Source organism: Pseudomonas sp. DWP3-1-3b3, from assembly GCF_049896305.1.
In the GTDB taxonomy this organism is placed as follows: domain Bacteria; phylum Pseudomonadota; class Gammaproteobacteria; order Pseudomonadales; family Pseudomonadaceae; genus Aquipseudomonas; species Aquipseudomonas azotoformans_A.
Window position 1 is genome coordinate 17,488 of the sequence record NZ_JAFCUA010000015.1, and the last position, 23,506, is coordinate 40,993.

General features: G+C 51.8%; 24 protein-coding genes and 1 pseudogene. 15 read left to right on the forward strand and 10 right to left on the reverse strand.

The window, feature by feature from the left end:
* Nucleotides 1–314: 314 nt before the first annotated feature.
* The 3 genes from ACP7BX_RS28690 to ACP7BX_RS28700 all read left to right on the forward strand — a co-directional run bounded on the left by ACP7BX_RS28690 (nucleotide 315) and on the right by ACP7BX_RS28700 (nucleotide 1,566).
* Nucleotides 315–518, forward strand: a complete 204-nt coding sequence (locus tag ACP7BX_RS28690) for a hypothetical protein (RefSeq protein WP_426131430.1) — start codon at nucleotides 315–317, stop codon at nucleotides 516–518.
* A gap of 18 nt (nucleotides 519–536) precedes the next feature.
* Nucleotides 537–1,127, forward strand: coding sequence for a hypothetical protein (locus ACP7BX_RS28695; protein WP_426131432.1), 591 nt, complete (start codon nucleotides 537–539; stop codon nucleotides 1,125–1,127).
* Nucleotides 1,128–1,254: 127 nt separating this feature from the next.
* On the forward strand, nucleotides 1,255–1,566 hold the full coding sequence (locus ACP7BX_RS28700) for a hypothetical protein (protein ID WP_426131434.1): 312 nt from the start codon (nucleotides 1,255–1,257) through the stop codon (nucleotides 1,564–1,566).
* Between the two features lie 1,612 nt (nucleotides 1,567–3,178).
* Here ACP7BX_RS28700 and ACP7BX_RS28705 read toward each other — a convergent pair.
* On the reverse strand, nucleotides 3,179–3,580 hold the full coding sequence (locus ACP7BX_RS28705) for a hypothetical protein (RefSeq protein ID WP_426131436.1): 402 nt from the start codon (nucleotides 3,578–3,580) through the stop codon (nucleotides 3,179–3,181).
* A 185-nt stretch (nucleotides 3,581–3,765) separates the two neighbouring features.
* On the reverse strand, nucleotides 3,766–5,232 hold the full coding sequence (locus tag ACP7BX_RS28710; protein ID WP_426131438.1) for an SEC-C metal-binding domain-containing protein: 1,467 nt from the start codon (nucleotides 5,230–5,232) through the stop codon (nucleotides 3,766–3,768).
* Between the two features lie 213 nt (nucleotides 5,233–5,445).
* Between ACP7BX_RS28710 and ACP7BX_RS28715 the strand changes: the two are divergent.
* The 4 genes and pseudogenes from ACP7BX_RS28715 to ACP7BX_RS28730 all read left to right on the forward strand — a co-directional run.
* Nucleotides 5,446–6,054 (forward strand): annotated as a pseudogene (locus ACP7BX_RS28715) (histidine phosphatase family protein); the annotation flags it as partial.
* Nucleotides 6,055–6,066: 12 nt separating this feature from the next.
* Nucleotides 6,067–6,591, forward strand: a complete 525-nt coding sequence (locus tag ACP7BX_RS28720; protein WP_426131540.1) for a DUF7693 family protein — start codon at nucleotides 6,067–6,069, stop codon at nucleotides 6,589–6,591.
* 137 nt (nucleotides 6,592–6,728) lie between these two features.
* Nucleotides 6,729–7,220 (forward strand): hypothetical protein, encoded by a 492-nt coding sequence (locus ACP7BX_RS28725; RefSeq protein WP_426131440.1) that lies wholly within the window; start codon nucleotides 6,729–6,731, stop codon nucleotides 7,218–7,220.
* Between the two features lie 174 nt (nucleotides 7,221–7,394).
* Nucleotides 7,395–7,568, forward strand: a complete 174-nt coding sequence (locus ACP7BX_RS28730; RefSeq protein ID WP_426131442.1) for a hypothetical protein — start codon at nucleotides 7,395–7,397, stop codon at nucleotides 7,566–7,568.
* Between the two features lie 210 nt (nucleotides 7,569–7,778).
* Here the strand turns inward: ACP7BX_RS28730 and ACP7BX_RS28735 are convergent, their stop codons facing one another.
* Nucleotides 7,779–8,543, reverse strand: coding sequence for a class I SAM-dependent methyltransferase (locus ACP7BX_RS28735; RefSeq protein ID WP_426131444.1), 765 nt, complete (start codon nucleotides 8,541–8,543; stop codon nucleotides 7,779–7,781).
* Nucleotides 8,540–9,310: a hypothetical protein gene (locus ACP7BX_RS28740; RefSeq protein WP_426131446.1), complete on the reverse strand. Its 771-nt coding sequence runs from the start codon at nucleotides 9,308–9,310 to the stop codon at nucleotides 8,540–8,542. The genes ACP7BX_RS28735 and ACP7BX_RS28740 overlap by 4 nt, the downstream gene beginning before the upstream one ends.
* 339 nt (nucleotides 9,311–9,649) lie before the next feature.
* Between ACP7BX_RS28740 and ACP7BX_RS28745 the strand changes: the two genes are divergently transcribed.
* On the forward strand, nucleotides 9,650–10,468 hold the full coding sequence (locus tag ACP7BX_RS28745) for an AbiJ-NTD4 domain-containing protein (protein WP_426131448.1): 819 nt from the start codon (nucleotides 9,650–9,652) through the stop codon (nucleotides 10,466–10,468).
* Nucleotides 10,469–10,510: 42 nt separating this feature from the next.
* Here ACP7BX_RS28745 and ACP7BX_RS28750 read toward each other — a convergent pair whose 3' ends face one another.
* The 3 genes from ACP7BX_RS28750 to ACP7BX_RS28760 form a co-directional block, all read right to left on the reverse strand.
* Nucleotides 10,511–10,894 (reverse strand): hypothetical protein, encoded by a 384-nt coding sequence (locus ACP7BX_RS28750; RefSeq protein WP_426131450.1) that lies wholly within the window; start codon nucleotides 10,892–10,894, stop codon nucleotides 10,511–10,513.
* A 90-nt stretch (nucleotides 10,895–10,984) separates the two neighbouring features.
* Entirely contained in the window at nucleotides 10,985–11,431 is a 447-nt protein-coding gene (locus ACP7BX_RS28755) for a hypothetical protein (RefSeq protein ID WP_426131452.1), read from the reverse strand.
* Nucleotides 11,432–11,473: 42 nt separating this feature from the next.
* Nucleotides 11,474–11,866, reverse strand: a complete 393-nt coding sequence (locus ACP7BX_RS28760) for a DUF6957 family protein (RefSeq protein WP_426131454.1) — start codon at nucleotides 11,864–11,866, stop codon at nucleotides 11,474–11,476.
* Between the two features lie 226 nt (nucleotides 11,867–12,092).
* On the opposite strand from ACP7BX_RS28760, the gene ACP7BX_RS28765 reads away from it, so the two are divergent.
* The 5 genes from ACP7BX_RS28765 to ACP7BX_RS28785 all read left to right on the forward strand — a co-directional run bounded on the left by ACP7BX_RS28765 (nucleotide 12,093) and on the right by ACP7BX_RS28785 (nucleotide 16,037).
* Nucleotides 12,093–12,584, forward strand: coding sequence for a helix-turn-helix domain-containing protein (locus ACP7BX_RS28765; protein WP_426131456.1), 492 nt, complete (start codon nucleotides 12,093–12,095; stop codon nucleotides 12,582–12,584).
* A gap of 455 nt (nucleotides 12,585–13,039) precedes the next feature.
* On the forward strand, nucleotides 13,040–13,375 hold the full coding sequence (locus ACP7BX_RS28770) for a hypothetical protein (RefSeq protein WP_426131458.1): 336 nt from the start codon (nucleotides 13,040–13,042) through the stop codon (nucleotides 13,373–13,375).
* Nucleotides 13,376–13,475: 100 nt separating this feature from the next.
* Nucleotides 13,476–13,844 (forward strand): hypothetical protein, encoded by a 369-nt coding sequence (locus tag ACP7BX_RS28775; RefSeq protein WP_426131460.1) that lies wholly within the window; start codon nucleotides 13,476–13,478, stop codon nucleotides 13,842–13,844.
* A gap of 61 nt (nucleotides 13,845–13,905) precedes the next feature.
* A complete protein-coding gene (locus ACP7BX_RS28780) occupies nucleotides 13,906–15,078 on the forward strand; it encodes a DUF3800 domain-containing protein (RefSeq protein ID WP_426131462.1) in 1,173 nt (390 codons plus the stop codon).
* A gap of 89 nt (nucleotides 15,079–15,167) precedes the next feature.
* The gene (locus ACP7BX_RS28785) at nucleotides 15,168–16,037 is read left to right on the forward strand and encodes a hypothetical protein (protein ID WP_426131464.1); all 870 of its coding nucleotides are present in this window, start codon (nucleotides 15,168–15,170) and stop codon (nucleotides 16,035–16,037) included.
* A 337-nt stretch (nucleotides 16,038–16,374) separates the two neighbouring features.
* On the opposite strand, the gene ACP7BX_RS28790 is transcribed toward ACP7BX_RS28785, so the two are convergent.
* Nucleotides 16,375–17,142: an SIR2 family NAD-dependent protein deacylase gene (locus tag ACP7BX_RS28790; RefSeq protein ID WP_426131466.1), complete on the reverse strand. Its 768-nt coding sequence runs from the start codon at nucleotides 17,140–17,142 to the stop codon at nucleotides 16,375–16,377.
* A gap of 327 nt (nucleotides 17,143–17,469) precedes the next feature.
* On the opposite strand from ACP7BX_RS28790, the gene ACP7BX_RS28795 reads away from it, so the two are divergent.
* Nucleotides 17,470–18,375 carry a hypothetical protein gene (locus ACP7BX_RS28795; RefSeq protein WP_426131468.1) on the forward strand — a complete coding sequence of 302 codons (906 nt, stop codon included), beginning with the start codon at nucleotides 17,470–17,472 and terminating at the stop codon, nucleotides 18,373–18,375.
* A gap of 504 nt (nucleotides 18,376–18,879) precedes the next feature.
* Here ACP7BX_RS28795 and ACP7BX_RS28800 read toward each other — a convergent pair.
* Nucleotides 18,880–19,704: a hypothetical protein gene (locus tag ACP7BX_RS28800; protein WP_426131470.1), complete on the reverse strand. Its 825-nt coding sequence runs from the start codon at nucleotides 19,702–19,704 to the stop codon at nucleotides 18,880–18,882.
* 253 nt (nucleotides 19,705–19,957) lie between these two features.
* Nucleotides 19,958–21,730, reverse strand: coding sequence for an ATP-dependent nuclease (locus tag ACP7BX_RS28805; protein ID WP_426131472.1), 1,773 nt, complete (start codon nucleotides 21,728–21,730; stop codon nucleotides 19,958–19,960).
* A gap of 344 nt (nucleotides 21,731–22,074) precedes the next feature.
* Between ACP7BX_RS28805 and ACP7BX_RS28810 the strand changes: the two genes are divergently transcribed.
* Nucleotides 22,075–23,079 carry a hypothetical protein gene (locus ACP7BX_RS28810; protein ID WP_426131474.1) on the forward strand — a complete coding sequence of 335 codons (1,005 nt, stop codon included), beginning with the start codon at nucleotides 22,075–22,077 and terminating at the stop codon, nucleotides 23,077–23,079.
* The last annotated feature ends 427 nt before the right edge of the window (nucleotides 23,080–23,506 follow it).

The window sequence follows — 23,506 nt, forward strand, 5'->3', positions numbered from 1 at the left end:
CCAGGGCTCACGTAACAGGAGTTTGCTCAGTTGCGAATCACTCGATAGCTGAGGAAGTTGTTGCTCCCAACCTTCGGAACTAGATTGGAGGTCAAACGTGAACGCGAGTTCATCCAGGCAGCGAACAGTCTAAAGACGCTTCGGGTGACACCGGAGGGTGGCATGTCCATAGATCCTGAAGATATTCGCGAGCAGATGATCGCATCACGTGATCAGCTCAAGCCTTTGGTTCACAAACCAGTAGCCCCCCCACCGATGAAGCTAATCAATGACCCCGAGATGGAACAGGAGTCGAATTCTCTCGTAGAGGCTCCATGGGGCGTCCTGGACTGTATGAGGTGCTTGAGTGGTTTCCATCACAAGCAGAAAGACAGCGATTGCTCGCGATGCTGGCGAAACTCAAGCTTTTTGAACAAGGTAAGCTGAAAAAAAATGGAAGCATGGCAAAGCTCTCAGTAGGTCGAAGACGCCGATTTGCTCAGAAAGACAACGAACGGGCCTCCTATCTCTCGGCCTGAACTCAGGAATTTATTCATATGATCCATAGGAACCCCGGCACCTTTCCCCTCCCCGAGACAGCCGAACGCATCGCAACATTGATCCGGCGCATGATGGACTTCTGGAAGGGGGCTCATGGGTGGGCACCAATTGAAGCAGCCGAGTTGTTGAACAAGTCCATGCTTGAATGGCAAAGCTCGCTAGCGGAACAGCTGAGTTCGTGGTGCGGCACATTGAGCGATGGTCAGTTAATCCTAGCTTGGGCAAACCTTGGCGCGTTAGTTGAGGGTCAGATGAAGCTACTGTTGTCGGTCTACTACAAGGACTATTTAGCAGATACCCAGGCTATCAAGAGCAGTAGAACCGGAAATACTCTCGATCCGGACGGGGTGAGCCTGGAACCATTGATCGTCTTCTTCAAGCGAAAAATATGGTCGCCGGACGAAGATTGGGAGCCATGGGTGCGCATGGTGCAGCGTCGAAGAAACGCGATCCATGCGTTTAAGGAAAACTCCATCGGAACCGAAGAAGAGCTACATGGAGCATTGGCTACGTTTCTCGAATTTGTGAGATTCATAAACGGTCGATTGCCGTATCCCGACGGTTACTACGTTCCTATGGAGCGCTAGGTCGATCAGATGAAAACCTGATTATCGAGTCAGGCGAACCTGTATCTCTTAAAAAAATCACTTCAGGCTCAAGGTTTTTCGAAACCAACCGTTTGTGAGGGGTAAGTACCCTTTTTGAACGACGGCTTTGACCCTCTCTATACATGACTTAGCACATCGCCTAAGCGACGCCTTATCGTTCCCCTTCACGATTTTCGGCAACCGCCAGCGGCGCACATGGGAGCGGCTGATCAGCTACATCGAATCCTCAGCCTGCGCATCCGAATTCAACAAAGCGGCAGCCTATGCCAAGGGCTATGCACATGCTTTGGCCGACAGCGGCCAGATCGATATCTCCACAGACCGGGATCTGCTGATCATTGCAACGGTGGATGCATGGCGATGCGCCCGTACTTACCCGAATACTTCGACCAACCTGAGCCACCCAGGAAAACCATGACTTCCTTTTTTCAACGCTACGCCGACGTCGGAAGATCAGACAGGCACATCCAGATGCCGCAGCGGTTTCTACCCACGACCGTCAGTCATTATCCACTCGATGTATTAGTGGGCCACTGGGAAAAGTATCTTGTAGACCCCTCCTCCGCTCGTGAGCACTTTCCGTGGGCTGCGCGATTCGTTATGAACGTGGGCGCGTGGGCTGGAGTGGAACCTCGGTCAGAAGTCTCGCTTCATCTCTGCAGTGTGGTCAGGCGGGAATCTGGGGAGCTACCTCACGAATGACTGGTACGAGCCGCTGAGCGCTGGCAGGGCATTGGCCGAAAACAGTGAAATTTTGATTGATGGCCAGCAACGTCTGCATAGCCTGGAAGAGTATCTCATCGACCAACTGGCGGTTCCTGATGCACAAGGACAGCCAAGGATTTGGTCTGAGCTCGGTAATGGCGAAAGGAAACGGTTTCTGTCGACGATCTTTACCCATGCGAGGGTGTCTTCTGGCGACGAGGTGGCATTGCGCAGGACATACGATCTTTGCGCGCTAGGCGTAGTGCCTCGGTCATTCGATCAACGAGCTATTCGGTAATCTTTGCATTTCCAATAGACGGGCGTCCCCCTCCGGGGGCGGCTGTCGTACACCGAGCCCCGCTACGCTGGGTCTCGGCCCTTCGGGCTTCCATCCTTACGCTCTTCGGCCATCCTGGCCCGCGCGCTCCGCTTGCCTATTAGCCGAGGTCACTTCCTTGCTTGGACATTGGCTACCGCTCCCACATACTGCTGAGCATCCGATCAAAGATGAGGCCGGGCAAATGGGTTGGCTATTTTGGAAAGACAAGCGCCCCGCGTGGGTTCAGGCAGAAGAACGGGAATTCATCAAGGCTGCGAACGGCCTAAAGACGCTTCATACAACGCCTCGCGGTGGCATGCGTATTGACCCCGAGGAGATCAGGGATCAGATCCTTGAGGCCCGAGAGTTATACAAAGACTTGGTTCAAAAATAACGGTGTTGAGCAGGCAACCTGTTTGCAGCCACAGCGCTATAACATGGTTTCAAAACTACAACCCAAAAGTCTCCACAGAAGCTCGACTTACTGACACCATGCGCCCCAGGTAGGCGGGCTCTCTACGATATCGATTGAGGTACTGAGCTCGTATTGCATGCGCTCGAAGACCCTGTTCAGAGTCAGATGGGCATTTGACTCTCTCAATGTCTTCACCAATTGCAGCAGTTCCCTCCCCTGCACCAAGGGCATTTGAAGGTCGCAATAGACGTTGTCGTCATCGTCCGTCATTCCCATCGCAAAATCCTCGTAGCATGGTCTGCGTTTCCGGCTTATCCGGAATGGAGTTGGGCGTGCCCCTTCGGGTATGGTCTGTCGTGAACCAAGCCTGCGTCTCGGCCCTCCGGGCTTGCAGACCTCACGCCTGCGCGCTCCGCTTGCCCGTACCAATCTAGTCGCGCAACGACCAAAGGTAAATTTTCAGGCTCTGGTCAAGTAGGCTTGCTGAGGGTGCACGCGAGCCCCCAACGATGGTGTCACTTCCTAGAAGAGCACTGTGATCCTTCACTGGTCAATGACAGCGTTTCTAACAATCCAAGATACGCCCGATGCTTAAAGCTGACGCACTCGCCTAGCAGCCCGGTGCACATCGACGCGCTTCATTTCAGCCTGCCACTCACTCAGGAACTTTTCCCAATCATGGGCGTATAGGCCATCGACCAAGCGCGTCGATCCAACGCTCGCTTGCAAAAATCGCTCACGCCATGGTTGTGGAATGCTGGCCTCGCGCACAATGCTAATTCCTGAACTGTAGCGTTCAATCAGAACTGCTTTTCGCGCAGCATCGATGTCGAAGCCAGGATTAGTGATGTTCAAGTCGATGCTTTCCTGGTCTTGGATGTTGTCCAAAACATCCAGAACCGCAACAGCCTGTGGATCGCCTGGCACCAAGTGAGACAGCGTCCAGAGCGCTTTGCGTCGGACGGTCTCCCGTAGACGCAGGTCATCAGTCATGTTCACTCCTTCGCGCTCCCCTGCGTTGTGGCCAAGCATTACCAATCCGACCCCATGAAAGCGCTGGGTAGGTCGCATGGCAACGATTGTCTCCTGAGATTTCGCTTGCAGTCGAGAGCACCTGCATCGCTGATGCATTCAGCGAACTGTCTCCCCTATGATGGATGTATCGCTTGGATGTATTTTTAATACATGCCAGAACTCATGCAGCATTTTTTGTATTTTTTCTGAGATCCACATGGGCAAGCGTCATTTCTCCCAACATCTGGAGGTAAACCCGAAAACTTGATAACTCTCTCTGAGACATTGTCCAAAATCTGATGGTTTTTCATGATGTGTTGGGCCATCACGCGCTCTTCACCCGTCATTGGCAACGTAGTATCGATAGCGAAAATCGTCTCAGAGCCACCTGATCGGCCTCGAGTGTCCGCGCCAAAAATCAGGATTTCCTCAGCCTTCTGATATTTGTATCGAGCGACATATGCATATAGCCGCATACACTCTGTTCTCACCTGTCTGTAGTGATCATATGAAACATAATCATCATCCCAAGGAAAAAATACGAAGACATAAATTCGACCTGGATTGCTAACGGACGGGACTGTTCGAGCAGAGCGAGCGCCTTCTGGTACGCTGCCAAATTTTTCAAACAAAGCGGACGCCAGAAAGCTGCTGGAATACATATTTTCAGAGGCAAGAACCTGAACCGCATTAGCATGATCGATGAAAGGGAGGTCGCTAGCCTCTCCGACACACGCATCCGTGATCGCATCGGCAAAACGAGCGATTATCTCATTCCATAGCTTTGCTTTCTGTTTAAGTCCATGGCGCAGCGCATAGTCCACAGTCTTCCTGTAATGTCGCCATTCGCCTTCTGGAATTTGGAAGCAATGCCCCTGGTGTACAAGAGGAAGCCGCAGATCCCCAAAGCCGTTGCCGCCCTCCTCCTGAAGGTAAGACGCGAGCGTTTCCTCCTCGCCAGCGCTCAACAAAAAGGTTCGATTGCGAATTGTCTTCTCTTTGGTTTCCAGATAATGAATAAAATCTGGCGGCGTACAGAGCTCCTCGAGAAGCAGGCGAATTCCACTCTCATCGAGCACGTGCACGAAAGTCTTGGCTGGGTCGACATCCCCTACAAAGAAAGGCTTTTCGATCAACACATCTTCCGCGACCTGATACGCATACCCTAACGTTCCACTACTACCAGGCGCTATCGAATCAAAAAAGCTCTTGGCATGATCGCCGATTCCACGAGTTACTGCGACCAGGTGGATCTTCAAATCGGGATTGCCCAAATCGTATGGAAAAGTATCTTCAAGCTTGTTGTTGAGAAAAATTCTATCAGGGTAGTTCCTAATGAAACTCTCGGCGCCGTGCAGCTGTTTAGCCGACTCTTTGACTGCGCCCCGATACCATCGTTTCCAAGCAATATTAATATCCCTATCGTCTTGAAATTTTACATGGCCCTTATCTGAGAAAAGAATGAGATGGTTGTTAAAGTAGATCGTAAGGTCAGCCAGTTCCTTGCCGTTCCCTACTGACCGAAACAGGCTGGGGTAGCACCAGAGACTGAAAAATTTATTCTCGACAATCGATGTGAGTATGCGCTCGCTCTCATTCACACTAGGCTCTTTGCGGATGGGCTTCAGCACCTGATCGTTCCTTGTGCAGTTGTATCTCTGGGGGAATCGCCAAGCAGACGGGCGAATGTGTGTGCTCCGAATGTTGCTGCTCGCCCCCACCACTATCCATCGGTCGATGACGATGCGGTCAGGCTCATTGCCAAGCCTTTACTCGCCTGGAATCCTAGCAGAAGCAGCGCTTACTCACCCACGGGCGAGATTGAATTGGAGGATATTTGATTTATGAGACAGGTCAGGCTGATCCGCCACGGAGAAAGTGCCGCGAACGCCGGCGAAGCCAGCATGGATCACGCGACCATTCCTCTAACGCAGAAGGGTGTGGAGCAAGCGAGCCTAGTGGCAGGGTCATTCACCCAGGCCCCAGATCTGATTGTCGCCTCTCCGTTTTCCAGAGCTCAAGCAACTGCGATGCAGACAGTGACTGCGTTCCCTTCAGTGCCGTTTGAAATATGGTCTATCCACGAGTTCACCTACCTTGAACCTGCACGGTGTATCAACACAACCGTAGCCCAGAGAAGAGACTGGGTGGAGGGATACTGGGCCAAGTCAGACCCAGCGTTCAAGGATGGTGAAGGCGCCGAGTCATTCCTGGACTTTATATCTAGAGCTCAGTCTTTCTTAGATAGACTTGCAGAGCATTCTGCCCAGGACATCGCCGTGTTTTCACATGGGCAACTCATCAACGCGGTGGCTTGGCTGATTGAGTGCAGGCCACAGAAGATTGACGGTAAAGCTATGGCCGAATGGCGAGAGTACGAGATCATTAACCACGTGCCTAACTGCTCTGGTTACAAGCTTGCCAAGCACCCAGGCGATGCCGGCTGGAGAGTAAGTCTTGGGGAGTTGCGAATTGGCGTAACTCAACGCGTACCAGGCAGATCCTACCAAGCGGTTCGTGACCCCGAGCGCCTGCTGATTGAGGAGCGGGCCCAGGCCCTATCGACTGTAGGCTACCCGCTCAAACTAGATGATGATCCGGCTATCTACGTTGAGCAAAGGCTGGAAGAGGCTAGAGCAGAAGCTCGCTCATCCCAGGTCGGTAGAGTTAGCCAAAACACAGCGGCTGCGCTCTCCGCAAGAGAGGTATCTCAGGTACTAAGGGAGGCGATTTTCGGTCGAAGTGTCATGAGTAAAGTTGGTCAGCAGTCATGGGCCCACATCCATTCCGGCCATTTCCAAGTCGATGTCGATGGATGGCGAATGTCGATTTACAACGACTGCGATCAGCTCGACTACTGCGAACAATGCGTCAGTCCGGATGGACGGCGGTGGTCGTTTGACTCGGGAGATCGCTTTGGCACGGATCCCATTGCGCTGCTAAGCACTTGGGAACATCAGACACTCGAAAAACTGTTGAAAACCTTGTAGGGCAATTTTCATATCAGCCTGTCGTTACGATGGATAGGGGGCGTCGTAATCCCCCTCTAAGATTTTATGAAAATTAAACGTGAGCATGCCTCACCTTTCACAATGTTATTGGCGCAATCGCTAGCACGGAGCTATCTATGTGGATTTTGAACTCGGGGAAGAAACATTTTTTAGAGTTCCTTCGCAATACGTCAATTCAGTTTTTCCTTATGGTGCTGGTTGCCATATCTGCAGGAAAAGCTGATACGCTCATAGCAAAACATCGCTATGGCGACGCAGCCACCATGTGGTTGATTTGCTTCCTCATATTCTTATTACTTTATCTGGCTGCCCACGCCAACATTAAAAACTTCTTTATAGAGTTTAGGGCTGGGGCAACCCCCGGTCTTGATCCGTATGTTAAGAGCTTGGCTGGACAAGATCTCAAGCGTAAGAATCTTCTGACTTTCGTTTATCTACTGAAATACGGAAAGTCAGCTTTCGTGGAGGCATGCTTGCTGGTAATAGGTATTTATTTTGTCATGATATTCGGATTTTTTTATTCAGTTGAAAATGCACAAAGCTTTATAGCTAAGGAGGACGGCAAAGGCGCTGCGCTGGTTAAAGCGGGTCGCCCTGAAGAAAAATAAAACATAGCGGTGAGTTCGGGCTGTATGGCATTCGATGGCACGTCTTCGAGTTTTTTTGGACGGAGCGTTGATAAATGCGGGGGACATCCAGCCGTGTTTCACGGCTTAAATTGCCCGTCTTACCTTCGTCCTTTCCGCTGCTATGCTGGTTTTTGACTAATAGAGACGTGCATCATGACCGAATACTCGCTATCAGATGTGCTGGAAAGGATGTACCAAAATCAGCTCGCTCTCGAAGCTGCGCTCATGGAGCTGACGCTCCAGGTGGAAGCCCAGGGACATGCAGAAGTCGGCGACAACGTCCGTGGTGCGCTTTACACAATTGGGGAGAACGCTGGCCACATATAGCAGGGGCTGGCCCGTCTCAGAAAGCCTCCATGAGGCAGCCACTGGTCGATTTTGATCTCAAGCGAGTCAGGTGATCAGGACATCACGGGTACGCTCAATGGCCTCTTTTGGGCCAGCCGGGGTCACCTACGATCTATGAAACAGCCATACCAAGTGAATACTCGTTCTACTTAAATGCCGAACTACCCAAATATGATTGGGTTATTTAGGTCAGCTCTTGATCCATTTAAATGCCAAGAATCGTGGAAATTCCCATTTCTTTGGGTATAAAGACTGAACCTTGTTATTAGGGATCGGTTCGGACATGCTAGCCAATTGAAATCCATATTTGGCGAACGTCACTATATATCGTTCAATTGGCCGATGAATGTGCGTAGTTTTAAACTCGGAATCAGATAAAGATATCTTGAAGGGAGCCTTAATCATCAGCTCTTTGCTATAAGAAAACCACGACTCTTTTTCATACCCCCAATATCTTGGCCAAAAACACGGATGAGGAATGGTAGCTACAAATTCATCGCCTTTTTGTGCCACCCGTGAGAGGGTTTGAGCAAATTTGTCGAGTTGCGGATCTGCCGATAACATCATGGCTGCTAGAAAGACATTTTTCTCGGTTCGTGATTTTAGGTGAGTTTCGCAGTCTTCAAAGTCGGAGTTGATAAATTCAATGTTAGAAAAAAATGACAGTATAGATTTCGCAATGTTAATGCTCTGCAACGATGGTTCGACACACACGACTTTTTTGAACCTAGCGGCTAAGCGGCCCGTAAGCTCACCAGTCCCAGAACCGATGTCGACCAAGGTTGCCTCATCATCTTGACCAACAAGTGACTCAACCAATGGAGCCATGACATGAGTAAATGTGATATCTAATCCGTTGAAGATTTGCTGATGCCGTTCTGAGGCAAGGCAGTCCCACTCTCTGGCCAATTCTTGAGAAGATATGCTGTCAACGTACGAAAACCGTGAGTTCATAGTTGGTTTTCACCTTTTTTTTGAGAAATATTTTTAGCTATTTGCACAAGCTCGTAGGCCAGTTGAAATGAGGGATGTGCGCCAGAGCTGAACTCCTCAACTACCTGCTTATCTGCTTGCGCTCTTCCAATGGCAACTTTACTGCCGTCCCTACCATAGAATGCGATAGTAAAGCGGGCGCTTGGGTCACTGAGTAACTCCCGGCCATACACATAAATCTGAGCCCCTTTCGTTTCCAGCTCTCTCGAAAAATCAGTATGGTTTGGTAGACAAATTATCAGCTCACCGTTTTCTGCTTTTTCGCGCAGTAAGTTTTGTGACTTATCACCTTTTGCCCAACTCATGTCACGAGTCCAAATTGCTACTCGTCCTCCATAGGCTATCCAATGAAGCATGTAGTTGCAAATAGAATCAGGGTCGGATTGTTTAAATACTCTTTTTCCTTCTGCTACATATATCTCATAAGAAACTAAAAATATGTACAGAAAAACCAAAACCACCCCGACTATCGATATGACCGATGCTGAGGCTGGGGTTAATTTTCCCACATCCACAAGGGGGTATACAGTTGCAAGTAACGCAACCATGCTAAGAAAAATAAGAACTAACTTAACAGTTAAGGCTAGTACGTTGCGGGAGTGTTTCGGGCGAGGCCATTGCGCTTTTTTTCTAAACATCCTTGTCACCTCAATGCAAATCCGTTGGAGAAAATTCTCCGTACTTAGCCATTTTGGGCAGTGCGCTGATTTTACAGCATTGATTTTCATAACATCCTGCCCTGTGTTGGTCGCAGCGAGTTTACCGCTTTTTTCTGCACCTGCGATGCTGCGTATTGCGTATCTGGGGATGAGAGCGGAGGCCTATTCTTCAAGGTAGGAAGCTGGTCGTCCCTAAAAGGGATCAGATTTTCTGATTTGGCATAAAATGCATGATCCAAACCAGAAATTAAGAAATCGAATCGGGAAATCCGACCGACGCTCAGCGCTAGAATGACACCATCACGCGGGCTCGCTGGTTTCTCAGACGCTACGGCCATCTAGGCAATAGACATGGAAACTGAAAAACCTTAGCTTGCTGAAACAAGAGATCAATGGAGCGAAAACGGGATGAATGACTCTTTTTCTAAGCGCAACGGATTTCATCGCACCCAAGAGCGTGAAATCACCATCAGGGAGGATGCGCCTGAGGAGCTGCGTGGGTATTTGGTTCAACTGGCCTACGAGTGCGGATTCAAGCCCTCAGGTCTGCGGGCTATTCTTTGTAAAGCCCTAAAAAAACAGCCTGATTCGAACAACTGGAGCGAATTTCCCAACGTTGACTGGGAGGTGAACAATCTTCTCCAGGAATGTAAGTGGTACAAAGTTTATGACGTAATCGAGCGCATCCAAGCCGATTTGGGTCAGTACAACTATAACCCTGATACTTACGAACATTTTCACACTGAGTTAAATGACTATTTCGTAGAAAATGGCATTGGTTGGAAGCTTGTAGATGGCCTTGTCGAAATTCGCGGCCCGGAATCATTTGAAGTCATCGTGAAGAATGCTCGGGAGACCGAGCGCGCATTCGGCCACGTGACAGCTGGGAAGGAGTTGCACGAAGCGATTGCAGATCTCTCCCGTCGCCCCTCTCCTGATCCAACAGGTGCCATCCAACATGCTATGGCATCATTAGAGTGTGTTGCCCGAGAAATCACTGGTGATGTCAAAGCGAATCTGGGTGACATTCTCAAACGACACAACACCATCATTCCTCCCCCATTGGATCAGGCTGTAGCAAAAGCTTGGGGTTACGCATCTGAAAATGGTCGGCACATACGCGAAGGGCGAGAACCTTCATTCAATGAAGCTGAGTTGATAGTTGGCCTATGTGCCTCTCTCGGTAATTACCTTATTAAAAGTGCGCAGGCGGACGAGCCAAATTGAGCACAGGACGGTGATTTCCATCCATGCTAATGGGCGCGACCGTCACTGCAACACTCGGGGAGTGAAATGGTGCTGCCCCTGTGAAAGCCTTAGAAAATCGCGCAGGCTCGCACGTCCATTACCGCGCTGAAACGTAGCGATGACGTACCTAGAGTTGACTGTGGTCAGTACCCAAAATCGGCCCTCGCGCTCCGCCTTAATGACGTCAGATGTCCGGATCAGGTGACCGTCGCCCAACCGTCCATATTGGTCTTTACGGTTGTGACCAAACACGACGCCCAATCCAGCACGAGCCTTTATGGATACTCCGCAGAGATAGGCTGTGATCGGTTTGTCGAAGCCTTGCTTTTGGGCCTTGATGATTCGCACGAGGTCAAAGTCAGTGTGACGTTTTCCATGAAAACTCACATCCAAAGCGTTCAGCATAATTGCGCTCCTTTCGCAGCCAGTATGGAGTTACCAGGAAATCTGCACGGAACCATCTGCCCTGATATCGTGCGGGATTCTTGGTAAATCTCAGGCTGTGCGAATCATGTTCGCGTGATAGATCGGACGAAGGTTGCTCAGTGCATCAGTGTTGAAGCCAGGTTGGTGAGAGCTGTGATATTTGGAGCCGTTCTCCACATCTAGCAGGCACACAACACACTCGTTTTGGTCTTCGCCAAGCGTCACCTTGGTCAGTGCTTCCATGCGCCATCCTGTGGTGCCATTCATATATGCCGGCGTGACCACCTGAACGTCGGTGATGATCGTCTCCTCGTCTTGTGCAATCAGCACCTGCTGTAATCGAGGTTCACTGTCGATCATCAGAACCACTTCGGTGGTTCGGCCCTTGTGGTGAGCCTGGACGGTGACGTGATACCAGTGATTTCGAAGAACTTTGGATACCTGATGCCATTGGTACTGGCCTTCACCAAACATCCCCGGCATGCCAAGCATATCGGCGTCGTGTGTTCTAAACATTGTATTTCCTGAGCCTCAAAGGGCTCCGTTACGAAGCGCATGTTAGAAGAAGGAAAATACTTCCTTCAGGCTGGCAGGCTGTTCATGGCCAGGGCCGATCAAGACGTAGACAGTGTTCCTCGTTTCGAACACAACCCCGTCGTGGAAACCGGTGCACATGCTTGAACGAACCCAATCCCCCCTCTCGAAACGACCTTGGCTATCCTCGGCCACGTTGTGAGCAAAAACGATCATCGGGAGCTGGCCCACTGCATGCAGTTTGGCGAGTTCGTCGGGGGTTAATTCGATTCGAAATATTGTCCAGTCTCGAACTAGGCAGTAGGGCTTTCTAGGAAATCGTTCGACTGATAAAGCTCGTGCCTCGGAAGTACCTAACAAGCCCTCAAGGGGCGTTCTCGGCCCTTTCATAAAGTCGGGCTCTTGGACGCTAGCCATGGGATTTACCTCAATTAATAACCCGGAAATTGACAATTCAACCCCGCTTGTTGTCGCTCGCCCCTCGCAAAGAGTCTATCCGCACGCCAGTTGCGTTGGCTTGGAGGCGTCAATCGAATCGCGGGAAGCCTGCCTGAAAGTGCTAATAGCACCATAATACGGATGATAGTCCGTGTTATGGTTCGCCGCAATATGGCCTTATCCTCGATTTACTTGGGGAAATGTAATGGAGGCCGCAGAAGCCCTGGCTGTAGTAGTACGAGCATTGCGAAGAAGAAAGGGTTTTACGCAGGAAAACCTGATCACGATTGACCGTTCCTACTGGGGCCGGATAGAGCGTGGAGAGGTGAACATCACGATTGATGTGCTCATTCGTCTTGCAGCGCTGCTGGAGGTGGAGCCGGCCTCGCTGATTCTCATGGCGACGTGTCTACAGTCCGATGAGCCGCTTAGGGAGGGACTAAAGCGTCTGAATAAGCAGCTAAATAGGATTTCGAAGGACAGGGTTGATCAGGAGATGGAGTCATTAGCACAAGCAGGAAAGCTGCCGCCTGGTCGACCTGTCCGATCCGATGCGGCGCAAAAGGCGGCGGAGGCTAATCGCCTGAATAGTGAAGGAGTTCCGGTCGCTGAGATCGCGGAAGCGCTGGGGCTGTCGAAGACCACTATTCGCAGATATCTTAAAACAACCACATCCGAGCAAACTGATTCCGAATGATTTTTCAACGACAAGCTCCCGGCTAGAAATGTCACAGGAAGGACTGCTATGGAGAATTGCATAGGAACACCTTGGCCCAACGGATCTTCATCAGGTTGTAGTCGCGACATGGGCGGATGTCCGGTTCTCCGTTCGTAAAACAGTATCTATTCCGTTCATGCTGAGCATTTAGCGGGTAGACCATTCGACAGAGGAGGTCGGTAATGCGAGAAAGCGGCGAATTGGAAAAGGGGCGGCTTGAACTGTTACGTAATGATCTGGCCAAAAAATTAGTAGGACTTTCTAGCGACGCTCCTAGCATTGCTGCCAAAGGAGCAGTTATCGCGAGCCTTGCGGGGCTGTCGTATTGAAATCGAGCTGGGAATTTGACGTCCACGCAGGCTCCACCGAAGACCCCACTCCGCAAGAATCCTACTAGAACTTGCCGGGCGAAATGCCGCCCCTTGAGATGCTTTATGAACCCAGAACTAACTGAAGAAGAAATGCGACGTGCGCTGTTCGGTACGACTCATCCCGAAGAGCAGGTGCCGACGCCTCAAAGACAGGAGGGTGTGCCAGAGGTCGTCTCTACATCGCCTGCAGCAGCTCCCTTAGTCAAGAAGAAAGCGGCAAAAGCGTTTACGCCTAGGCTGCGGGTCACGCTACGGGTTGGGAACGAGTTTGAGGGGAAAATGATCGAGTTGATTCACGAGGCCAATACGATGAGCTCGTTACTTGCTGAGCAGGAGGCTGTGAGGTCTGCAAGGAAGAAGTACAAGTACGTAGAGGTCGTCTCTGTTAAATCGATGTAGAGGCCCTATCTGCGAGTAAGCGAAGTAGCTGATCGCTTTGGTGATGGCTTTTTGCCTCGATGCCGGCTAGATTTGGAGCTTTCTACGATCAAGGAAGGATATGAAAAAGCTCATCGCAGTAATGGGAATCTGTGTCGCACTTAGCGGTTGCGCTACGTCCCACTACACCGCAGGACGAGACTTTCCGTCGGTCAGTGTAGCGAGCATCACCAAAGGTAAAACCACTACTTCAGAACTGAAGTCGCTATTTGGCGAGCCCTACGCCAAGAGCGCCGTCAGCGAGACTGACGAGAAGTGGATCTACACCTACACCAATGGCTCAGCCCATGCCCAAAGCTACGTGGTCACCATGAAGGTGACGACTACGGGCACTCAGAAAACTCTCGACCTCTTGATCCGAAATGACGTGGTCATCAACTACACCTTCAGCGAAGGCCCCGCTCCAGGCAGTACCACTGCGACGAACTAAGTTCGCCACCTTGCCATTGAGCGACCCACTGCGCTCAGTACGTTGTTGATGGAGCAAGCTCATGGACAGAACCTATGCCTTCGTGGATGAGTCCGGGAATTCCGACCTTGATACGTCAAAGGGAGGAAGCTCGGGCTTCTTCATCGTGTGCTCCATTCTAGTGGCAGAGAAAGACCTGGAGGCTGCTTATGCCCAAGCTGAAGCACTCCGCGAGCGGCATTTTCAAACGGGCGAGATCAAATCCAGCAATCTTAAGCCCAAGGATTCAGATCGCCGTGCCCGGATCCTAAACGAGCTAGCCGATCTGCCATTCAGGCTCTATTTCACCGTCGTTGATAAGTCCCAAATTCGCAAAGACGGTGGCCTTCGTTTCAAGACCTCATTCATAAAATATGTGAATGGGTTGCTCTATGAACGTTTGTTCCGCGCATACCCCGACCTCCAGATGATCGTAGACGAGCATGGTGGCCAGGAATTTCAGGAGAGCCTCAAAAGCTACGTTTCAGAACGGTTCGTCGATGACCTATTTGGCGATAAAGATGCCTTCCAGACGATGGCCAGTAAGGACAACGTCTTGGTTCAGGTTGCAGATTTTTTTGCTGGCTCAGTCGCTCAGATCTACGAAGAGAAAGCATCGGAAGAAGCAGTTCTTGCCTACAAAAAGATTCTACGAAGCCTGACCCTTGGAATGCTTGAGTGGCCATCCAAGTACCAGTCTCTTCTGCCACCGCCCACGGATGAATTTGGGTACGCTGACTACCAGGTACACCAAGAAGCTCTCCGCCAGGCCGACCTCTTTAGCCAACGGGTTGGTGAGCACCCTGATGAAGATGAGCGCCTGCAGCTAAGCATCTTGCGGTTCTTGAGATTCCAGAGCGAATTTGTCACTAAGGATTACGTGCTGACTACTGAGATCATGGCCCATCTAAAAGACAGCGGATTGGGAGAGGTCAACGGCCAGAGAATCCGATCCAGTGGCATTGCCAAGCTTCGGGATGCGGACGTCATCATCACCAGCGCGGCGAAGGGCTACAAAATTCCCCAGACGCGTGCAGACATCAACGACTTCCTAGAGCGGGCATCCGGCATCGTCGTCCCTCTTCTCGAACGCGTTAAAAAAGCGCGCGACGTGTATCGGCTAAGCAGTCGAGGAGAATATGACATAGTGACGGCAGCCAACCTGGCTGAGCTTGCCAAGCTGCTGACTGCGCTCGAGGCGTTTGCCGATGATTGAGACATGCCCCCCACTCAAGTAACAATTGAGCGGCAATGAACGCAAAATCACCATTAATGTAAAGAGCCTATCTTCAAGGACTTCTGCGTATGAACAAGCATTACGTCAAGACACAACCGCTAACCGATTCGCAGATTAATATCCTTACTCAAGGTGCTTCTACTTCCTATTACGGTGAAGAACTCCAGTACATGGTAAAAGCCGGATTGATGGAGATGACACTTTACGGTCAGAAAAAATTTGAAGAAGCCTTCAAAGGCTCGGACATCAGTAGGCGGTTTCGCCCCAGTGCACGCGGTCTCGCCAGCCTTTCACTCGTTGAACCGGGGCGACTTCCTGATGCTGGTTTGTCAGCTAGGATACAAACGCCGCCACCGAAGCAGGAGATATCCTGCTTGGCCCTTGGGTTATTGCTCTACAGCCTGGAGTCAGACTCCATGCGCTTTTCAATGACCAGTACATATCGAGACGGCATGTATTCTGCGAAGCATGACCTCATCCGTATGGGCTTCCTCCATGACCCCATATCCAATGACCTTTCATATGGATCCGCCGTAGTTGAATACACGCCGGAAGGCGCCGCAGTAATTACCGGTATTTTGGAGGCTGCGTCCCGCGATTACGGGGCCGATCTGGCCGAGACACGTGAAGCGCTTTCGGTGCTCTTCCTCGCAACTGGTGGCTATCAGCTAGACTTGGATGCCACCTTTGCTGCCACACGCGAGCAATGGGCAATCCTGGAAAAGTACAATTTTGCCTCCATTTCCCGCTCAGGCTCAGGGGATGACCAGAGCCCAAAGGTTCATGCTCCTTTTGTGATCACTTGGTTTGAGGGCATCAGCAAACCGTACCCCTATTCGACCTTGGGGCAATTTAATCTGAAGATCACAGAGGTTCAAAAAATCTATCCAGAAGTAGTTGCCAAGTTCACGGCTAATCAGACCGTGGGCGAACTTTGAGCACCAGATGACGGCCACTATGGTCGAGTTCTGCCTGCGCTGGCCAAACCCAATAGCTCGGTAATAGTCGCTGCATGGTCGAACGGTTTTCTTCATCGTGATTATCTGAGCCGTTCAGAGACTTGAAGCCAACCTGCTGAGCTGAGAGGGGCGTGGATTGCATATTGGCAACGCTGTAAGCATCAAGCGCAAGCAGAGCGCGCCGGCCCGCGACGAGCAGAGGCTTGAGGATGAACGCCCGCAGGGCCATAACCTGGCGCAGCCAGGTTATGGTTCACGCCAACGGTGCGTCGAAGGGGTCAAGCCCAAAACGGATCTACCGGAAATAGCCATGAAGCTACGAGGCAGGATGGTCGCCAAAGGCTTCGCGAAGCAGGCTCTGCATCATCACCGAAGCAGGGCCCTGGAGAAAATGCTCCTGACTGCTGATCTCGAACCGCACAGGATTGATGTGAACGACAGTTGCCCCGTGGCCCAAAGCACGTAGCGGTAGCTCAGCAGCCGGGTAAACGATTCCAGACGTACCGACCGACAGTAAGATATCGCAGTCATCCGCAGCTGCGAGACCAGCACTCCACGCGTCCTCAGGCAGCATCTCGCCAAACCACACAACTCCTGGCCGGACATACCCACTGCATGCGCTGCATCGCGGCGGCTCAATCCTACTCCCACCCTCCGGCAGGGCTTCGGATGTGATGGACAGCGTATACGCCAGCCCGCAATCGATGCACCGAGGTGCATGCAGGCTTCCGTGCAGATGAATCACATCCTGGCTGCCGGCGCGTTCATGAAGGTCATCTACGTTTTGTGTGACCACTGTCAGCTTTGGCAAATACTTGGTCAGTTCGGCGATAGCGCGATGCGCCCCGTTTGGCTGCGCCTGGACAACCTTGTGCCGGCGCCATTCGTACCATCCCCAACACAGTGATGGGTCAGCTCGGAAGGCATCGCTGGTCGCGAGCTGTGCAGGATCAAACCGCTCCCACAGCCCCGTCAAAGCATCTCGGAATGTTGGGATGCCGCTTTCTGCTGATGCACCAGCGCCAGTAAAGACCACGACGTGCTGAGCCTCCCGCAACCGCTCAGCGAGGGAACTGATAGTCACAAACTAACTCCTTGAGATGCCGCAGTTGATCATCGCTCACGCGGCCTGAACCCGCAGCAGAATTCGAATGAGGCAAATTGAATTGGTTGAAGCCGCACCTTACCTGGTGCCATTCGGACGATCTCCCCATTTTCAACCATCCAAATATAATATTGCGAAAGCCATCAACGATGGGTAGCATCCACTAAAGGTCTAGAGAACCATCCCCTCCCGCCCCTCTTGGGCACGGTAAATCTCTGGTGAAAAATTCTTTGCTACGCTCCTGACTGAGCACTGAATGGCAAGGGGAGGCCCCCGTTCTTACATGTGCTCATCATGGAGAAAGGTATGCCTGCTCTCAGCGTTGCCGAAGCCAAAGAATTAGCACACTACGTAAAGCATTCTCACGCTCACATCTTCAATACCGTACCGCTCGGGAAATGGCTGACAGCTATATCGCGCGCCTGTGGGTTCCGTGACTGGAACGTGATGAGCGTCAAAGCACCGAAATTACCTGACTTGCCCAGTGATGATTGGGGAGACTCTGGTCTCGGTTTTGCTGTTGTTTGCGCGCCGGGACGTGCGACCTCCTACCACTTGATCCATGATCGCAGCAACGCTTGGAACATGGTGCAAGTTGCCGAAAAACTAGCTCAAAGGATCGCCAGCGGTGGAGAACATCGGTTTTCAGGCGCAACTTCAAAGTTTTCGTTGCTAGACCCAGCTGAGCCTATAGAAGACTGGCCAGTTTTCAATCTCCCCATACGAAGAAAGCATTCCACAGCGCTTCCCCCTGTTCAGGTCACGATAGCGAACGGAGAAGTCACCATTTGGCTCTGGTGGCTAAGTCCACGTTACCTGCTTCGCGCAGGCGATCCAGGTGAGCCGGAAACCCTCGCCTTCTACTCTCTGCATGAGCAATCCATGACTCCCAAAAATGAGTGCGTTACAAGCTTGTTTTTGCGTGAGCTGACCGGAAAGGTCTTGCCGAGAAAACATTGCTACTACTGCACCGAGCTTCCAAACGAGCGGCACATTTTCAGGCTGATGCTCGTTCAGGAAGGCAGTCGTGATGGGCAAGCTACCCCATACACCTACGATAATCATGAATCCGCAGCCAGGCAGAAAATAGCGTTGAACTCGAGCCTTGGGTTGAGTGAGCGGGATGCCCAAGCCGTATCAGCGGTATTCGCCCAATACGATCCTTACTATGAAGAGGATTATTTCGACGATTACTCGCACAACAACGACTAACTCAGCCATTGCCAGCTAGGAATCAATCTATATGTCAACGTATCACTATCAGTGCCAACATTGTTATTGCACCACCAGCATGTGGGAGGTGGAAGATGGCGAAGACAACTACTACGGCGGAGCCATTGAAGACTGTGGATGTACCTCGCACCATTGTAGTCAGGATGACGATGATGACTAACGCTTGACGCTCATAGGCATGACCGCAAGCGGAGCGCGCCGGCCCTTTGGGCCAAAGGCCTGAGGATGGAAGCCCGGAGGGCCAAAACCTGGCGAAGCCAGGGTTTGGTTTACGACAGCCGTACCCCGACAGGGGCAGGCCCAAAGCAGGGATACCCTGGATCGGCGTCAATCTATGAAGTAGGAAAAGCCCCAATTGCCCTCGTGAGTTAGGCTCTATCATTTTCAAGCCTAATCCTTGAAAGCAGCGCTACTGGTTGTCGGTAATCCGACTGCGTATGCCAATGAGGTGTTGGCTGAGTGGTGCCCCATCCTCTCGCTAATTTAGCGCATCAAGTCGGCATAACCATCGGTGGTCTTGCGTACGCTATGAGGTGTGACCAGGGACGCATCAATATCCGCTTTCCGAGCCCACAAGACGCAGATTTTTCTCAGCGCTTCAGACGATAGTGGACGTTCAGGGCCATTAATCGCACGGAACAGATACTCTCCGTCCGACAACTTCGAGGTCTTGATGTACTGCTCGAACACCGACCTGTGCCTAGCGGGAATTGCATCGAGTACCTTCTTGGTATCAAGGCTCTTCACGCCATACACCGCACCACCGTGCCGCATTCTTGCCGATAGAAACTCGCCTGTCCGCAGCGCACCCAGCATGCATGCGAACAGCGCCCGATCTCTCAAGCTGCCGGATTCGGACAAGATATTCTCCAGCGTCTGAATATGTTCTTTGGACAGTCCTGACTGAGCCCGGCTAACCCGTTCAGGTGACGGGCTATGACCATTACTTGGAGAAACCTGCGCACGTTTGAAGGCTACGAGTTTTTTCAGGGACAGATCGCTTACAAGCCGTTCCAGCTTCTGTTGATCCAGAGGAAGCAATGTTTCCGGCTGCAGGGCAGTGTCGATGGCTGAACGAATTGCCTGCCTGACGTCGGCTTCGAGTGGTACGGGGGCATCTGGAGGCCAGGCCTTCGCGGTCTCGCTGAGATCGTGGAAGCTCTGATAACCCAGTCCTAGTGCGAGCGCTTTCTGAGCATCTGCAAGCGAGATCGGGGTTGAGCCATACCATCGCTCTTGCAACTGTTTGGACAGGCTTTTGAAACCACGATTTCGGATCAGATCGTCTGGATAGACTGGGACGCGCATAGCAATTCTCCGGTAGCGTCAGGGTGTCGGCTGCCCGCTGACTATCGTCGAAATGCGTGCGTTAAAGAGGGTGTTGCAACCTGTGGCTTTAGAGCCTTCACGAGCCGACCGTTTGATCCAGGAAGATCAGAGGCGGCGAAAGTAGCATGGCAATCTGCGAAGCGTCTACGATAGTTCCGATACTGGACTGGTTCATCAACCAGGATTTGCCCATGTAATGCTCCCAAATGGAAACATCACAATGGAGGTGCTGTCAGATAGCCCGCATCCAATCTAGAGTGCTACGGAAAACGGGAAACTCTTGGTCAATTAGCTCTGGCTGCCAGTTCCTGATGCTGTCCTCCTGGGCGATGATGGCTGCCTCTCCCTTCTCCTCAATATTTAATGCGTCCTCAATGCACCCCATTGGCCAGACCCAAGTTGAGAACGTTGCCTTCATGGCTTCATGGGCTGCCTTTGCGAGCGGTCGGCCTTCAGCATGTCTCGCGAAGGCAGCCCAACAGTCCGCTGCAGTTCCGCTTTGGGATTTTTGAGGCATTCCATTTCCTCCAAGCTGGAAACCTTCGGCTTGGCTGACCACTCGAAGTACAGATTTGACGTTATCCATCTCTTCGCATTCCTTGGTAAGCCAGGGGCCTCTAGCGTGGGTGAATGCAAAATCCAAGTCAGCGATCACGCCACATTTGATACCCATTGCCGTCAGTACAGAAAATCCTTTAGGTATAGCGGTGCAACTCCCAAGGGCAACGAAACAGATCCGTTCAAGCTCCGGACTAACGCCATAGAGCTTTTCGTAAATGAGGGGTAACAACCTCTGGTCAGTTTTGCCCTCACACAAAATTACCTTTTCGGCGAAATAGATCTCCGCAATGTTTCCGAGCTCAAAAAGCGTTCGAGATTGGGCTTGAGCCTCTGCTATAGCTTGAGTAACCGCCGTGCCCATAGGAATCCGAACCTCGGAACCGTTCTCCCGTGAGCGGCGCACGATCACCGTTTCAGGCGCATTATCCCTGCTTACCATCAATGGCGAATGGGTCGTGAACACAACTTGGTAGCCGGATTTTGAAAGCACAAGGAGTGCTTCCCTAAGGCCCCTGACACCTTGTGGGTGGAGAAAAATCTCGGGTTCATCGATCAGCAAGAGACGACGAGAAAGGTCTTGATCGCGGGTTTTACGGATGTCGGCTAGGAGCCGGATCAAGGCCATTTGTATTGCGCGCTGAGCACCGCTACCTAAAGTGTCGAATCGTCTGGTTTGACCAGATATCTCATCTGTCACGTTCAGATCACCGCTCTTGAAAAACTCCTTAACGTCGATTGACGGTACGTCTAGGTTTAACATCAAACCAGGGAAGAAGCTTGAGAGGGCATTGGTGGCGCTGGTGTCGAACTCAGTCAGCAGAGGGGATCTGTTTTCACCGTCTGTTCCCAGGATATTCCTGACTGCTGTGAGCGCATCCTGAACCTCTTGGTGGGCAGTGAGGATGGGCGCCATGATTTCATCTAGGAGCCCACGAATTGTGCTCCCAGCTTTGCCTTTACCTAAGTCTTCCTGAACATCGTCCATGGCGCGGATATGCAACGCTTCTGGTAGCAACGCCGAAATGGCTTGAGGCAGGCCCGTCGGATAGGAGCGCCAAGAAGTAGGGACACCTTGATCATCGAGTTCAGCATTTTCCCACACCTCCGTGGAAGGCCTAGCCGAGCCTAACGCAGAAACTCTGATCCAAAGGTCACCGCCGATGCAGTAGGGGTTAATAGCGGCTTGATGTCGGGCTTCAGGGATCTGCGCAATCAGCTCCTCGGTAATCCCGGACACGCAGGCGCTTATGATGATGGGCTGGGCAGGGTCATTCGCATCTGTCTTCGCAAATGCCTTGGGCGCAAGCACCAGCCTGATCGCGTCCAGGATAGTAGATTTTCCTGCGTTATTTTGACCGACCAGTGGGGTGAAATCGCCGAGGGGCAAGATCACTTGCCTGCAAGAGCGAAAGTTCTTGATGTGTATTTTGCTCAAGGCGTGCATGGGGTGAATTCCTTTTCTACGGTGGGAAAGGCTCCTCAGCGTAGCTGGAAAGTGGCGATGCGCCATAATCTTGGGATTAGCAGCGCTGTGAGCACTTATTCTCTCTCGCGCAAGCGGAGCGCGCCGGCCCAGGATGGGCGAGAGGCTTGAGGATGGAAGCCCGGAGGGCCAAAACCTGGCGAAGCCGGGGTCTGCTTTACGACAGCCGTACCCCAGCGGGGGGCAAGCCCAAATCGACTTGAAAGTCAGTCGACGTCGAAGCACGGCACAGGAATCTTTCTAAGGCTTCCACTTGTCCTTCCAACACGTCAAAATAGTCTTTTGACGTGCATACAGGATGTTTAATGCTGACGATCATCGTTCGCTATTTTGAGACTGTGATCGACCCCGCATCAGGGCTTGAAAAGCCAAATCTGCTGGGAACTGAATCCTACGAAAATATTCGCGAAGCGCTCATTCCCGGCCTACCAACACCTCGGCCAGGCAAGAAGACGCCGCCGATATATGTCACAAAATGCTTTTCGACCTCGCAATTCCACCGTTGGGAGTTGCAATCAGTCGTCAGCACACCTGCGAATGGAGCCGACCCGGCGGTCTTTACGATCTTCCTCAAGGCCCAAGACGTCGCTAAAGAAGTCTTCCTCTATCAGACGCTGAAGAAGGACGGTAACCAAACGATCACTAAGCTGCTCAGGCCTGGCACATTGGTTGAGGTGGACTACGGGTTTGTTCAGTATACCGGGCGCACTGACGCGAGCACCAAAACCAACAAGCGTTATAGCGACACTCTCTTGGCGGGAGAAATGTACAAGCGCCGATTGGCTGTCGTAGTGAAGGTAGTGTCGACCAATCTCGTTCAGGTCGCTCCCGTGACATCCGTCCAGCCCTCGCTGGGTGACAAGTCTGTATTCCAGATTGAGCAGCGCACGTTGAACAGGATGCCGCGCTATAAATTTAGCGGTAAGTCCAGTTACGTGCTTTGTGGCAGGACGGAGTCCGTGTCGATTCAGCGCCTCCTGCCTCCTGTGAGTTTTGGCACAAGTGTTCCCTCTCGGAATGTCCGCTACACCGTTACCCTGAGCAAGGCTGAGGAGAAGCTCTTCAAGGCTGCATTGGTGCACGCAGTTGGCGTTTCCAGCTATGTGCCTTACAACCAATTCCTTCAAGAAAACGTCAGGGCCGACACGCTCCAGCAGGACGTTGATCGTCTCACTCGAGAGCTGGAGGCATCCATCGCTGCCTTGCGCGCATCGACCACAGCAGGCAACCTTGCAAGACGATGGGCGTCAGAGTGGGAGCTTAACTATGATGAAGGCCTTGAGGCTCAGCGAGAGCTGGATCGCGCCTGAATCGAGTAGAGGTGAGCTGGATTCCGTCAATTCGGTTGACACGTGTGGCACCTGTTCTATATAATTTGCATACATGGTCGGGCTAAGAGTGCAGGACTCCACCCCGGCGACACGGCTAATACCGTCTCCTGTGAAAGTAATGATGTTCAAAAAACCGCCCCCAAAAGGCGGTTTTTTTGTGCCTGTCGTTCAGTGCTCGGAGCTCTGAGGATCCAGATACTTTGCAAGGCTGAGCGCGTATTTCAAGCGTCTCTATCAGACGCACGCGGTATTGACGCCAATTGCCAACGTGAGTGAGATGCCGGCTTAGTATGCCTCCCGGCAGCCTCTTGGCCCAAACCTGAGTCCGAACAGCCACTCGGGTTGGCGACACATTGATTTCGTGACGGTAGCCGCTTAGGATTGCCCTCAAATGGCCATCATCCAA

Bases quoted from the DNA above. Each gene is read 5' to 3' on its own strand.
- ACP7BX_RS28760 (WP_426131454.1), bottom strand. From the start codon at position 11,866: ATGGCTAGCGTCCAAGAGCCCGACTTTATGAAAGGGCCGAGAACGCCC.
- ACP7BX_RS28695 (WP_426131432.1), top strand. From the start codon at position 537: ATGATCCATAGGAACCCCGGCACCTTTCCCCTCCCCGAGACAGCCGAA.
- ACP7BX_RS28770 (WP_426131458.1), top strand. From the start codon at position 13,040: ATGAACCCAGAACTAACTGAAGAAGAAATGCGACGTGCGCTGTTCGGT.
- ACP7BX_RS28810 (WP_426131474.1), top strand. From the start codon at position 22,075: ATGCTGACGATCATCGTTCGCTATTTTGAGACTGTGATCGACCCCGCA.
- ACP7BX_RS28725 (WP_426131440.1), top strand. From the start codon at position 6,729: ATGTGGATTTTGAACTCGGGGAAGAAACATTTTTTAGAGTTCCTTCGC.
- ACP7BX_RS28755 (WP_426131452.1), bottom strand. From the start codon at position 11,431: ATGTTTAGAACACACGACGCCGATATGCTTGGCATGCCGGGGATGTTT.
- ACP7BX_RS28805 (WP_426131472.1), bottom strand. From the start codon at position 21,730: ATGCACGCCTTGAGCAAAATACACATCAAGAACTTTCGCTCTTGCAGG.
- ACP7BX_RS28730 (WP_426131442.1), top strand. From the start codon at position 7,395: ATGACCGAATACTCGCTATCAGATGTGCTGGAAAGGATGTACCAAAAT.
- ACP7BX_RS28775 (WP_426131460.1), top strand. From the start codon at position 13,476: ATGAAAAAGCTCATCGCAGTAATGGGAATCTGTGTCGCACTTAGCGGT.
- ACP7BX_RS28735 (WP_426131444.1), bottom strand. From the start codon at position 8,543: ATGAACTCACGGTTTTCGTACGTTGACAGCATATCTTCTCAAGAATTG.
- ACP7BX_RS28690 (WP_426131430.1), top strand. From the start codon at position 315: ATGGGGCGTCCTGGACTGTATGAGGTGCTTGAGTGGTTTCCATCACAA.
- ACP7BX_RS28795 (WP_426131468.1), top strand. From the start codon at position 17,470: ATGCCTGCTCTCAGCGTTGCCGAAGCCAAAGAATTAGCACACTACGTA.
- ACP7BX_RS28750 (WP_426131450.1), bottom strand. From the start codon at position 10,894: ATGCTGAACGCTTTGGATGTGAGTTTTCATGGAAAACGTCACACTGAC.
- ACP7BX_RS28780 (WP_426131462.1), top strand. From the start codon at position 13,906: ATGGACAGAACCTATGCCTTCGTGGATGAGTCCGGGAATTCCGACCTT.
- ACP7BX_RS28705 (WP_426131436.1), bottom strand. From the start codon at position 3,580: ATGACTGATGACCTGCGTCTACGGGAGACCGTCCGACGCAAAGCGCTC.
- ACP7BX_RS28785 (WP_426131464.1), top strand. From the start codon at position 15,168: ATGAACAAGCATTACGTCAAGACACAACCGCTAACCGATTCGCAGATT.
- ACP7BX_RS28740 (WP_426131446.1), bottom strand. From the start codon at position 9,310: ATGAAAATCAATGCTGTAAAATCAGCGCACTGCCCAAAATGGCTAAGT.
- ACP7BX_RS28765 (WP_426131456.1), top strand. From the start codon at position 12,093: ATGGAGGCCGCAGAAGCCCTGGCTGTAGTAGTACGAGCATTGCGAAGA.
- ACP7BX_RS28745 (WP_426131448.1), top strand. From the start codon at position 9,650: ATGAATGACTCTTTTTCTAAGCGCAACGGATTTCATCGCACCCAAGAG.
- ACP7BX_RS28800 (WP_426131470.1), bottom strand. From the start codon at position 19,704: ATGCGCGTCCCAGTCTATCCAGACGATCTGATCCGAAATCGTGGTTTC.